The organism is Polynucleobacter sp. (assembly GCF_040400325.1).
Taxonomy (GTDB): Bacteria; Pseudomonadota; Gammaproteobacteria; order Burkholderiales; family Burkholderiaceae; genus Polynucleobacter.
In genome coordinates this window covers 151,336-164,332 of record NZ_JBBAQK010000002.1, presented here as the reverse complement: position 1 = coordinate 164,332, position 12,997 = coordinate 151,336, and the positions used below count along the sequence as shown (strand labels likewise).

The 12,997-nt window shown below is 43.6% G+C and carries 11 protein-coding genes and 1 tRNA gene; 2 read left to right on the top strand and 10 right to left on the bottom strand.

Annotated features, from left to right (window positions below):
* Positions 1-9: 9 nt before the first annotated feature.
* From zapE to ABWP14_RS03550, 4 genes are read right to left on the bottom strand one after another with little or no spacing between them, the layout of a single operon-like run.
* Positions 10-1,113 (bottom strand): cell division protein ZapE, encoded by a 1,104-nt coding sequence (zapE, locus tag ABWP14_RS03565; RefSeq protein WP_353201603.1) that lies wholly within the window; start codon positions 1,111-1,113, stop codon positions 10-12.
* Positions 1,114-2,550 carry a dihydrolipoyl dehydrogenase gene (gene lpdA, locus ABWP14_RS03560; protein WP_353201602.1) on the bottom strand — a complete coding sequence of 479 codons (1,437 nt, stop codon included), beginning with the start codon at positions 2,548-2,550 and terminating at the stop codon, positions 1,114-1,116.
* Positions 2,551-2,561: 11 nt separating this feature from the next.
* Positions 2,562-3,749, bottom strand: a complete 1,188-nt coding sequence (odhB, locus tag ABWP14_RS03555) for a 2-oxoglutarate dehydrogenase complex dihydrolipoyllysine-residue succinyltransferase (RefSeq protein ID WP_353201601.1) — start codon at positions 3,747-3,749, stop codon at positions 2,562-2,564.
* A gap of 40 nt (positions 3,750-3,789) precedes the next feature.
* Entirely contained in the window at positions 3,790-6,645 is a 2,856-nt protein-coding gene (locus ABWP14_RS03550) for a 2-oxoglutarate dehydrogenase E1 component (protein WP_353201600.1), read from the bottom strand.
* 299 nt (positions 6,646-6,944) lie between these two features.
* Between ABWP14_RS03550 and ABWP14_RS03545 the strand changes: the two genes are divergently transcribed.
* Positions 6,945-7,643: a helix-turn-helix domain-containing protein gene (locus ABWP14_RS03545; RefSeq protein WP_353201599.1), complete on the top strand. Its 699-nt coding sequence runs from the start codon at positions 6,945-6,947 to the stop codon at positions 7,641-7,643.
* Positions 7,644-7,698: 55 nt separating this feature from the next.
* Here ABWP14_RS03545 and ABWP14_RS03540 read toward each other — a convergent pair whose 3' ends face one another.
* Positions 7,699-7,983, bottom strand: a complete 285-nt coding sequence (locus tag ABWP14_RS03540; protein ID WP_353201598.1) for an H-NS histone family protein — start codon at positions 7,981-7,983, stop codon at positions 7,699-7,701.
* A gap of 183 nt (positions 7,984-8,166) precedes the next feature.
* Positions 8,167-8,577, bottom strand: coding sequence for a PaaI family thioesterase (locus tag ABWP14_RS03535; RefSeq protein ID WP_353201597.1), 411 nt, complete (start codon positions 8,575-8,577; stop codon positions 8,167-8,169).
* A gap of 92 nt (positions 8,578-8,669) precedes the next feature.
* On the opposite strand from ABWP14_RS03535, the gene ABWP14_RS03530 reads away from it, so the two are divergent.
* A complete protein-coding gene (locus tag ABWP14_RS03530; protein ID WP_353201596.1) occupies positions 8,670-9,707 on the top strand; it encodes an autotransporter domain-containing protein in 1,038 nt (345 codons plus the stop codon).
* Between the two features lie 21 nt (positions 9,708-9,728).
* Here the strand turns inward: ABWP14_RS03530 and ABWP14_RS03525 are convergent.
* The 4 genes from ABWP14_RS03525 to pheT all read right to left on the bottom strand — a co-directional run bounded on the left by ABWP14_RS03525 (position 9,729) and on the right by pheT (position 12,988).
* A tRNA-Pro gene (locus tag ABWP14_RS03525) sits at positions 9,729-9,805 on the bottom strand.
* Positions 9,806-9,829: 24 nt separating this feature from the next.
* Positions 9,830-10,180, bottom strand: a complete 351-nt coding sequence (locus tag ABWP14_RS03520) for a MerR family transcriptional regulator (protein WP_353201595.1) — start codon at positions 10,178-10,180, stop codon at positions 9,830-9,832.
* A complete protein-coding gene (locus ABWP14_RS03515; RefSeq protein ID WP_353201594.1) occupies positions 10,158-10,481 on the bottom strand; it encodes an integration host factor subunit alpha in 324 nt (107 codons plus the stop codon). The genes ABWP14_RS03520 and ABWP14_RS03515 overlap by 23 nt, the downstream gene beginning before the upstream one ends.
* 47 nt (positions 10,482-10,528) lie before the next feature.
* A complete protein-coding gene (gene pheT, locus ABWP14_RS03510; RefSeq protein WP_353201593.1) occupies positions 10,529-12,988 on the bottom strand; it encodes a phenylalanine--tRNA ligase subunit beta in 2,460 nt (819 codons plus the stop codon).
* Positions 12,989-12,997 lie beyond the last annotated feature (9 nt).

Here is a 12,997-nt window from a genome sequence, read left to right as displayed (position 1 = left end):
AATCCTATTTTAGGTCAAGCTGGTATCAATCACACGACGGGGTGCATCTAGATAGTCTCGTGACTGCATTTCAATCAGACGGGATACCGTTCGGGAAAATTCACCGGTAATTTGCCCTTCTGTGTATAAATCAGTAGCCAGAACCTCTGCGGAGATGATTAGCTTGATCTTATGGTCATATAAAACATCAATTAACCAAATAAAGCGTCGCGCCTCATTGGTCATTCTAGGGGGCATATAAGGAACGTCAGACAAAATAACCGTATGAAATAGTTTGGCAATCTCTAGATAGTCATTTTGGGAGCGTGGGCCGCAGCACAGCGTTTGGAAATCAAACCAGACCACGCCACCTCCCATGAAAAGTGGACGTAACTCTCTAGATTCAATATAGAGCATTGGGTTTGCTACCGTTTGCTGATGTCCAATTAATCCATGAAACATTTCTAGTAGACGTTGATTTGTCTTTTCATCTAAAGGCGTTAGGTAGGCCTCTACTTGGGCCATCTGTACGCGACGATAATCAATACCAGCATCTACATTAAGCACTTCTAATTGCTCTTCAAGCAATTTGATTGCAGGTAATAATCGATCACGATGAAGGCCATTAGGATAAAGTTGATCTGGCCGATAGTTAGAAGTCATGACAAATTGCACTCGATCAGCAAATAGAGCACTCAGTAAGCGATACAAAATCATGGCATCAGCAATATCATTAATATGAAATTCATCGAAGCAGATTAAGCGATAGCGTTGAGAAATTCGTAAAGCAAGCTCATCCAAGGGATCTGCCAGTCCAGAGAGTTCATGTAATTCACGATGTACTTCTCGCATAAATTCATGAAAATGAATGCGTATCTTTTTCTCTAATGGTGATGCCTCATAAAAACAATCCATCAAAAAAGATTTGCCTCGGCCTACTCCACCCCATAAATATAGACCTCGAGGAAGCTTAGGCTTAAAAATTTTCTTTTTAAGATTATTGCTACGAATTTCTTTATATGCAATCCATTCATCCTCGCATTGCTGCAAACGCTCTACAGCAAGGAGTTGCGCGGAATCGCTTTGGTAGCCCCGCGCTTGTAGCTCTTGATGGTAAAACTCAATCGTTTTCAATTACATATTTAATGCACGTTGATCCGTCGCCAATGCTGCTTCGCGCACCACCTCCGATAAACTTGGATGTGGGTGACAGATACGGGCAATATCCTCAGCTGCCGCTTTAAATTCCATTGCCACAGCGGCTTCAGTAATTAAATCAGAGGCATTTGGTCCAATAATATGAACTCCCAGAATCTCATCGGTCTTTGCGTCAGCTAATACCTTGACGAACCCGTCTGCACGACCTATACCTAAAGCACGGCCATTAGCTGCAAATGGAAATTGACCTGCCTTATAAGCTATACCAGCCTCTTTAAGTGCTTGCTCAGTTTTACCAACCCAGGCAATTTCAGGGTCAGTGTAAATGACCCAAGGAATACAGTTGTAATCGATATGCGGCTTCTGACCTGCAATGATTTCTGCAACTAAGACACCTTCGTCTTCAGCTTTATGAGCCAACATAGGGCCGCGCACTACATCACCAACAGCATAGACACCAGGTGCAGCAGTGGCACAAGTATGGTCATCCACTGGAATAAAGCCACGCTCATCTACCTTTAGACCAATATTCTGCAGACCTAATTGATCTGTATTAGGTATACGACCAACAGAAACAATTAAACGATCACATTCTAATTTCAGGGCTTTACCAGCACTATCAGTGTAGTGAACTACCACCCCTTTTTTATCCGCCTTCACTTCACCAATCTTCACACCCATATTGATGTTTAAACCTTGTTTAGCAAAAAGCTTATGCGCTTCCTTAGCAATGCCTTGGTCGCATGCTGCTAAAAAAGATGGCGAAGCCTCAAGCACAGTCACTTCAGAACCCAGACGGCGCCAAACTGAACCCAATTCCAAACCAATCACACCCGCCCCGATAACACCCAACTTCTTGGGTACAGAATCAAACTTCAGAGCACCCTCGTTATCGCAAATCAATACATTGTCTACTGATATGCCTGGAAGATGACGGGCTTTAGAGCCCGTTGCAATAATCACATTCTTTGCGCTGACCGTTTCTTTATCTTTTCCATCAATCTTGATTTGATAGCCATTGGCACTCTTGCCTTCAAACGAGGCATGACCTTTTAGTAAAGTAACCTTGTTTTTGCGGAACAAGAATTGAATACCAGCAGTCATCTTGGTAACAATCTCGTCTTTGCGTGAGACCATCTTTTTAGAATCAATACTGACAGAGCCAACCTTGATGCCATGGTCTGCAGCATGATGATTGATCTTCTCAAACTCTTCAGAGGAAGCCAGCAAAGCCTTAGAGGGAATACAGCCAACATTTAAACAAGTGCCGCCTAGGCGTATTTCACCTTTTGGATCATCAAAGGCATTAGATTCCGCGCAGGCAACTTTAAAACCAAGTTGCGCCGCACGAATTGCGGCAATGTAACCACCAGGGCCACCACCGATTACGACTACATCAAAAGCTTGACTCATGATCTTCCCTTTTACAGATCAAGCAAAAGACGTGAAGGATCCTCTAAAGCATCCTTCATCGCCACTAAGCCTAGAACTGCTTCCCGACCATCAATAATGCGGTGATCGTATGACAATGCGAGATAGTTAATTGGGCGGACTACCACTTGACCATTTTCAACAACTGCACGATCTTTAGTTGCATGGATACCCAAAATTGCGGATTGGGGAGGATTAATAATGGGCGTAGAGAGCATTGAACCAAACACACCACCATTTGAGATGGAGAAAGTACCGCCGGTTAACTCTTCAATAGACAACTTACCTTCGCGAGCTTTCGCACCAAACTCAGCAATCTTTTTCTCAATATCAGCTAAATTCATTTGGTCAACATCACGCAAAATAGGAACTACCAAACCACGAGGTGAGCTCACCGCTATACCAATATCAAAATAACCGTGGTAAACGATGTCATTACCATCAACAGAAGCATTTAGTAATGGGAACTTCTTCAATGCATGGGTTGCCGCTTTAACAAAGAAAGACATAAAACCTAACTTCACGCCATGCACTTTTTCAAACTGATCTTTATATTTATTACGTAATGCAATCACTGGACCCATATTGACTTCGTTGAAAGTCGTCAAGATTGCATTGTTCGCTTGGGATTCCAGTAAACGCTCAGCAATACGAGCACGAAGGCGGCTCATAGGAACACGCTCTTCAGGACGTTCGCCTGTTGGCATAGTTGCCTTTGGCAATGGGGCAGACTTAGCGCCACCGGCAGCCGCATTCAAAGCATCGCCCTTAGTGATTCGGCCATCGCGACCAGAGCCAGCAACTTGTCCAGCACTCAGATTGTTTTCAGCCAGAATTTTCGCAGCTGATGGAGCGGCGCTAGCAGATTTAGCGGGCGCCGCCTTTGCTGGAGTTGCAGGAGCGGCAGCTGGAGCAGTGGCTGCTGGTGTAGCAGCAACAGCCGTGCTGTCAATCTTAGCAATCAACTCTTCAGCAACTACAGTGCCGCCATCTCCGACGATAATTTGCGTTAAAACACCAGCAGACGGGGCAGGCACTTCAAGTACGACTTTGTCGGTCTCGATTTCAATCAAGATTTCATCTTGACCAACAGCATCCCCAACCTTTTTTTTCCAATGCAATAAAGTTGCTTCGGCAACTGATTCGGAGAGTTGTGGAACTTTAACTTCAAAAATAGCCATGATTAATCCTAGTTATATATATCCAAGGTAATGAGAACGATTATTTCGTAATCACATAACCTTTAAGTTTGGCAAATGCCGTATTAAGCAAAGATTTCTGCTGCTCTTGATGAAGGTGGGCGTAACCACAAGCGGGAGAAGCTGATGCCGGCCGACCTGCATAAGCTAACTTCATGCCATCCGACATGCCTTCCAAAATATTATGCTGTACGAAGAACCATGCACCTTGATTTTGTGGCTCATCCTGACACCAGACGATCTCTTCCAATTTTGTAAATTTCTTGAGCTCAGCAAGCAGTGCTTTATGCGGGAATGGATACAACTGCTCCAAACGAATAATCGCCACATCCTCGATCTTCTTCTCAGCCCGGGCTTTAACCAAATCGTAATAGACCTTACCAGAGCAGATCATTAAACGACTCACCTTCTTTGCATCAATCGATTCATCACGCTCACCCAACACAGTATGGAATCCACCTTTAGTAAATTCAGACAATGGTGAAGCTGCCTCCTTATTTCTCAGCAATGATTTTGGTGTAAACAAGATCAAGGGTTTGCGGAATTGACGAATCATTTGGCGGCGTAAGACGTGGAAGATTTGCGATGAAGTTGTTGGCTGAATGACTTGCATATTAGTATCAGCACATAACTGCATAAAGCGTTCAAGACGCGCAGAAGAATGCTCTGGGCCTTGTCCCTCATACCCATGTGGCAACATCATCACTAAGCCGTTAGCGCGACCCCACTTCACTTCACCAGAAGCGATAAATTGATCAATCACCACCTGTGCACCATTGGCAAAGTCACCAAACTGAGCCTCCCAAATAGTGAGAGTGTTTGGCTCAGCCGCAGCATAGCCATACTCAAAACCAAGCACTGCCTCTTCCGAAAGAATTGAATCAATCACAACAAATGGTGCTTGATCTTTAGTCACATGTTGCAGTGGTGTATAGGTTCCAATGTCCCACTTCTCACGATTTTGATCATGCAGCACTGCATGACGATGTGTAAACGTACCTCGACCACTATCCTCGCCCGACAAGCGAACCGGGTAGCCACTGGCAACCAAGGATGCGAAAGCCATATGCTCACCCATACCCCAGTCGACGTTGACTTCACCACGACCCATAGCAGCACGGTCCTTGCAGACTTTCTCTACTAATGGATGAGCTTTAAAGTTTTCAGGAATAGTTGAAATCTTCTCGGCCAAGCGCTTCCACTCGGTCAATGGAATAGCGGTATCCGCTTCATCCGTCCATTTTTTATTTAAGAATGGTGACCAATCAACAGCAAACTTCCCTTTGAAATTGCTCAATACTGGATCGGATGTTTGCTTGCCAGTATCCATTGCAGCCCGATACTCTTTGACCATGTGATCACCAGTACCCACTGGAAGAAAGCCCTGGACCTCTAATTTATCAGCATAGACTTTACGTGTACCAGGGTGTGCAGCAATGATTTTGTACATCAAAGGCTGGGTCATCGCGGGAGAATCTTGCTCGTTGTGACCCATTTTGCGGAAACAAACAATATCAACCGCTACATCTTTATGAAACTTAGTACGAAACTCGATTGCTAACTTAGTTGCCAAAACAACGGCCTCAGGATCATCACCATTAACATGCAATACTGGAGCATCGACAAGCTTCATGATGTCAGTGCAATACAAGCTAGAACGTAAATCGCGTGGATCAGAGGTAGTAAAACCAATTTGGTTATTAATCACGATATGCACCGTACCACCAGTGGAATAGCCTCGGACTTCTGACATCGCCAGGGTTTCTTGCACGACACCTTGTCCAGCAATAGCAGCGTCTCCATGCACTAACACTGGAAGCACCTGTTCACCTAATAAGTCGCCACGACGCTCCATACGAGCACGCGCAGAACCTTCCACTACTGGGTTCACGATTTCTAGATGAGATGGATTAAATGCAAGCGACAAATGGACTGGGCCTGCAGGCGTAGAAATATCGCTTGAAAATCCTTGGTGATATTTAACGTCACCTGCTGGGAGCGTTTCTTGCCCCTTATGCTCGAACTCAGCGAATAAATCTTTTGGCATCTTGCCTAAGGTATTTACAAGAACATTGAGACGACCGCGATGAGCCATACCAATCACAATCTCTTGCACCCCTTTAGCGCCTGCTTCACGAATCAGTTCATCCATACAGGCGATAAAACTTTCACCACCCTCAAGTGAGAAACGCTTTTGACCAACGTATTTAGCCTGCAAATAGCGCTCTAAGCCCTCTGCAGCGGTTATGCGGTCCAATATATGACGCTTTTCTTCAGCATTAAAGCTAGGGGTGGAGCGAATCGATTCTAATTGATCTTGCCACCATTTCTTGATGGTTTGGTCCGCAATAAACATGAACTCAGCACCAATCGTGCCGCAATAGGTTTCACGCAATGCTTGGAGTAAATCACGCAAAGTCATTTCTGACTTGCCAAAGAATGTATTGCTTGTGTTGAAGACGATATTCATATCGCCATCGGTAAAACCATAGAACGCAGGATCAAGCTCAGGAATATTCTGACGCTCAGTCCGCTTTAGGGGATCGATATCTGCCCAGCGATTACCCACGTTTCGGTATGCAGCAATCAGTTGCTGCACAGCAACACGCTTGCGCCCCATTTCTGAATCGGCTGAATCTGAAATAGTTCTAATCGGGCCTTGTCTAGCACGCTCAGCAAATGACGCAACAATCGGTCCGTGCGCAATGTCAGTGCGAGATGAACCATCAACCGCGGGGATTTGTTTTACGTTATCGAAATAATCGCGCCAATGCGCTTCTACTGAAGTCGGATCGTGCAAATAAGATTCGTAGAGATCTTCAACATAGGGGGCGTTTCCGCCGAAGAGATACGAGTTATCTCTTTGGTCATGCATCATGATGCTCACCTTTCATCGGGTTTCCCGAATCAAAACTGTGGTTATAACCATTCGCTATACGGCTTCACCGCTTCACGAATTGCTCTGTGCAAATACTGTCACTACATCTGTAATTTAACACGATTAACCATTAATTCATAAAGGACTTTTCCTTGCTTCTATGGGATTGAGGGTATTTATCAGTAAATAAGAGATGAATAAGACCTTTCCTACTGAGCTTTCAAGACTGGCCGACAGATTGAAACAAAATTGATTCTTATTCTCTAAATCTTCAATTGAATTAATAAATTAAGGGAAATATGAAAACAATTACCCCAGATATGGAATATCTCAGCACCAGGCAAAGCGCTAAGGTTTTGCAGGTTTCATTAGGAACTGTCCAAAAAATGGTTGAGCTAGGCGAATTAATCGCCTGGAAAACCCGTGGGGGGCATAGAAGAATACTGGCAAGCTCTCTTGAACAGCAATTACAGCGAAGAAAACGGGCAATGCGCCAAAAATCGACTCAAAACTGCATTGCCCTAGGAATATTTAGAAGGATAGAAAATAGCGAGGAATTGCTTGAGTCCACTCAAGAATGGCAATTAAAGGTAGAAATGGAGGTGGCCATTGATAGCTTAGAGGGGCTGATGAAGGCTGTCTCAATCGCCCCTGATCTCATCTTTCTAGATGCCCTCATTCCGCCTATTGAGCAGGTTCATCTGATACATTACTTAAGTAAAAACAATGACACACAGCGTATTCCTATTCTAGTAGATGAAGGTTTTATTAAGCTTCACCCTGGGGTAGTCAGCCTTGCTGATGAGAATGGCTGCACTAGACCTCCGCTCTCAGAAAGCATTAAAAAAGAGCTTGAAAATGGCTTAATTGAACAAAATCCACTCATCATTGCGTATCCTGCCACCAATGCTGAGTTAGATCCCTCTTTGAGCTATCGCAGCCGACATGAATTGCTAGAGCCGGTATTTATAGAGGCGCTATCAAGAAAATATCTCTAATAGAAAAGGCCGCTAAATTAGCGGCCTTTTTATAATTCTGTTTAAAATGAATAGCTTAGATTACAAAGCTACTACGATCTCTACCTTCTATCCACTTTGGAGCCTTACCGCGCCCAGTCCAAGTTTCGCCAGTAGAAGGATTACGATACTTAGGAGCTACCTTCCGACCAACACCGCGAACTCCAGTTTTCCGAGTAAAAAGGTCAGATGCAGTCAAATGATACTGCTCAATAATGAGCTTGGCTTTAGTAATGCCATCCACCTTCTCATGTGCAATAGCTTCTTTAATCTGTCTATCTAACTGTTCACGCTGGGCTAAAAGCTCTTTATAAGAAGCCATATATTCATACTCTCCAAATAATAGGTTATGTTAAAAAGCGCTTGTTACGCTATTTAAACTATAGATTATATATAATTTAAATAGCCAAGAAACATATATTCTTATATTTGGATATTATTAAAAGATAATCCCTTTATAAATCAGCATTATTAGCATATTCATTATAAATGCTATGCTTAATAATTAAGCGCTTATTTTACGAAGAACAAATGTACCGCTTGATTTTGCAGTGATCTCCCCTGCCTCGTTTAATACAACGGCCTCACAATAATTAATTGACTTACCAGACTTCAGAACTATTCCTTCAACAGCAATTTTTCCAACCGAGGGACGCAAGAAGCTGATTGTCATATCAATAGTAATAGCACCTAAAGGATGATTCATGGCACTTCTAGCGGCAGCGGCCATCGCAAAATCCAGTAAAGTCATAATTACTCCTCCATGAGCGACCCCAAAACTATTTTCATATTCAGGCCTCATGTTTAAGGTAATACGTGATTTTCCATTCTCGGCAAACTCTGGAACTACCCCCAAATGATCTAAAAAGGGAATAGCCAGACCAAAATATTGAGTAGGGTTTTGTTTAGTAGTCATAGAGATTTGGAAATAAAAAATATAGGGCTACAAAGGGAAGAAGTTTAGAATCTACACTTCTTTAAAGCACTAAGTCTTTTGGACTTTTGGCCATGACTATTATAAGACGCAGCTTACAGATATCAATATTTATAGGCTTTAGCCAGCAATGCTTAGCACAATCTAATGCCACTATAACCGCTCTTCCCCCTGCCTATAAATCTGTGTTTGTTAGCGACTTAACAAGCATTCTTTATGCCTCGCAAGGACTCTTAGCACTTAAAGCATCAAATTTAATCAACTCGCAATCTAATGATTGCACTGAATTTGCTGCTAATGGGCTATGTATTCAGCTAGGCGCACGATATACCGAACTATCATCTCCAAAAATTGCCGCAAGAAGTATCGTTCTGAATAGCGGTTATCAAATTTCCAATCAATGGCACATGGGTGCATATATTGATGCAGGTCATATTACCTCTCAGCCGAGCTATACCAATGTTAAACAAAAAGGTGAAGATCCAATTCTAGGCGTTTATTCCGTTTACAAAGATAAAATCTGGGGGGCGCCATATAACTTTAGGTTAGGTGCCAATACGGGTTCAACCGCACTCGATATTTCTACGTCCAACCTTGGAAATTTAGGGTCCCTATCAAGAAATATTAATATTAAAGCTCAAAGTTATTTAGCCCTATTGAGTACGCATATTCCTATTAACCCCAAGTTAATCATCATGCCCTACCTAGGTTCAACCTATACAACCATGAATATAGATGGAAGCAACAACAATTCATCAAAACTCTCAAATTTGCCAATTATTTTCAATGGCGTTTCAACCGAAATATTTGCTCTACAGCTTGGACTAAATTCAGTCTATAGGCCAAATGACTCAATCCTGCTCGCAGCAACGGCGGGAATTCAGCATACTCTATCAAGCAATATTAGCAATATGACCGTATCATCACTGCCGGATTTATCTGGGTACACAGGAAAAACCGTTTTAGCAAATAATGTTCCTACATTTATGGCTCTCGCCATATATAAAACCTACAAAAACCAAGAATTAACAGCAAAAATTATTTACAGGCAAGAGGTGTATCAGCGAATCGGCGTTACATCCTACAACCTCAACTACAGTATTGGTTTTTGAGGTATTAGTAACTCTCAAAAGTGGTCGGGGCGAGAGGATTTGAACCTCCGACCACTTGCACCCCATGCAAGTACGCTACCAGGCTGCGCTACGCCCCGACGAAAGTCAAAATTGTATCAGTACTACTTAGCGAGGATGTTGAGGACTGCCAGTAACTCATCACGTAGCTTCAACTCACCGCGAGCTTCATCCAGACGATTTCTGGCGCCGCTGATCGTAAAGCCTTCTTCATAAAGAAGTGCCCTAATTTTACGAATTAATACCACCTCATGATGCTGATAGTAGCGCCGATTACCGCGTCTTTTTTGGGGGTTGAGTTGCGCAAATTCTTGTTCCCAATAACGCAATACGTGTGAACGTACACCACATAAATCAGAGACCTCGCCAATAGTAAAGTAGCGTTTAGCAGGAATGGGGGGAAGTTGAGAGCTCAGCAATGCTGAGCTGATCTCAAACTCGGATTTCTCGAGCATGAGACTCCACTACATCTTTTAGCTTTTGACTGGCATGAAACGTAACCACTCTTCTAGCTGCAATCGGAATCATTTGACCTGTTTTGGGATTTCGGCCAGGACGGGCCGATTTATTGCGCAACTGAAAATTTCCAAAACCAGAAATCTTTACCTCAACACCAGCCTCAAGTGAATAACCGATTCTGTCAAAGAATGCGTCAATCATATCTTTAGCTTCGCGCTTATTCAAACCAACTTGATCAAAGAGTGCTTCAGAAAGTTCATTCTTTGTAACTGTGTCATTGATATTAAAGTCACTCATTGCTGATTCTCTTATGCCTTTATTTCTGATATATGGGTAATACTAAACTAGCGCAGACGGGCTGTACATTTTTTTTCTACTGCGCCCAATAAAGATACCATTACTGCATCAATTTGGGTATCTTGCAAAGTTTCATTAGGGTTTAACATAGTGATGCGGAAAGCCAAACTCTTTTCATCTGCAGCCATGCCACCCGATCCAGCTTTTGGCTTAAATTCATCAAACAGCTCAATATTTTGTACAAAATTTTGCTTGCTAGCCGTCATGGCATCTAATAACGATTGTGCTGAAACGCTTTGCTTCACAACTAAAGCCAAATCGCGCTGCACTGCAGGAAATTTGCTTAAACCCTCGGGCACAGGCAAGCCAAGCTCGCGAATAGGCTCTAAATCGAATTCAAATAACACAGGTGCTTGCGGTAATTCATAGGCCTGCTGTAAGCCAGGGTGTAATTCACCAATCCATCCAACCGCAAGCAAGCCACCGGCGGCTTTTAAAAATATCTTTGCACTTCGCCCAGGATGAAGTGCGGGGTGAGTGGCTGTCTCAGCGACAAAGTGCAGGGGATCTAAAACTCTCTCAAGATCGCCTTTGACATCAAAAAAATCTACTGTACGATTAGCGCTAGCCCATTGTTCTGGCACAAATGAACCATAAGCTAAACCGCCGACCTTTTGTGGCTGATCAAATCCTGAAACCTTGCCAGCTTGTTCTTGTATGGCGGAATCACGCTTAAATACCCGTCCGGACTCAAAAAGACGTATACGTAAGGTACCGCGATTCAAATTGGCTTTGAGGTTATTCAATAGACCACCCCATAATGTGCTGCGCATAACGCCATATTGATTTGCGATGGGGTTAAGAACGGCGATGACTTCTTTTTCAGTAGTGCCGGTAAGACGCTTTTCACTTTCAAGGTCTGTAAAGCCAAAGTTAACAACTTCTTGGTAGCCTTGCAGTGCTAAGCGTTGGCGTAATAAATGGATACCTCGCTTTGCCTCTGCATTAGCGCTCATTTTCAGAGAGGCCACCGGTGGTTTGTCCGGAATATTTTGAAAGCCGTACATGCGAGCAACTTCTTCAATCAGATCTTCTTCAATCTCAATATCAAAGCGATAGCTTGGCGGGGTAACAATAAAAACATCGCCTGCTTCTTGTTTGAACTCAAAACCAAGACGCTTAAAGATATCGCTTACAATATCCTGAGTTAAAGGGATGCCAATCACCTTCATGGCACGCGCCAAACGCATACGTACTGGTTTGCGTTCAGGGAGATTAAATATTTGATCGTCAACAGGACCTGCCTGACCGCCGCAGACCTCTAAAATCAATGAGGTAATGTAATCAAGGCTGGTAACGCTAGCTTGAGGATCAATTCCACGTTCAAAACGATGGGCAGCCTCACTATTAAAGTTAAAGTGGCGAGCTCTGCCCTGTATCGCAGAGGGCAACCAAAAAGCAGCCTCTACATAGATATTTTTGGTGCTGTCACTAATTGCGCAATGTCGACCTCCCATGACTCCAGCCAAAGCAGCAGGTCCATTTTGATCGGCAACTACGGCAACACTAATAGTATTACCTGCAAAATTAGGTGCCGCTGGCTCAACCACTTGACCATTCAACAATTCCAAACTCTCGCCTGGGCGTGCCCAACGGACTGTTATGTTGCCCTGTAATTGATCAATATCAAATGCGTGACTAGGCTGGCCGGTTTCTAGCATGACATAATTTGATAAATCTACTAGTGCGGAAATGCTTCTTTGACCAGCATTACAAAGACGCTGAATAATCCAATCGGGAGTCTTTGCCTGTGGATTAACACCACGTATCAAACGTCCTGAGAAGCGTCCACAAAGATCATTGCCCTCGATAGAAGCCTTCCATTTTTCATCAATACTAATTACTGGGGAAGATAACTTAGGTACGCTTAATGGAGCTCCGGTAATCGCTGAAACTTCTCTAGCCATGCCAATGATGGAGAGACAGTCTGCTTTATTGGGGGTGAGCTTAACGACAAAGATTTGATCATCTAGATCTAAGTATTCACGAATATCTTTGCCAATAGGGGCATCCAAAGGCAACTCTAAGATGCCCTCATGATCATCGCCTAAGCCAAGCTCACGGCCTGAACACAGCATGCCTTGGCTTTCTACACCACGCAACTTGCCTACTTTGATCATAAAAGTCTTGCCACCAGCTTCCGTAGGAGGTAGCTCTGCACCTGCTAAGGCACAGGGAATCTTGATGCCGACACGAGCATTTGGTGCTCCACAGACGATTTGAAGTTCTTGTCCAGTGCCAGCATCTACCTTGCAAACTCTCAAGCGATCTGCATCTGGGTGCTGCTCAGCTGACAAAATTTTTGCCACCACAACCTTGGTAAATGGAGGTGCAACAGAATGCTTCTCCTCGACCTCCAAACCAGCCATTGTCATAGCATGACTCAATTCATCGCTATCGAGTGATGGGTTTACATATTGACGGAGCCAAGATTCAGAGAATTGCATAGGATTATC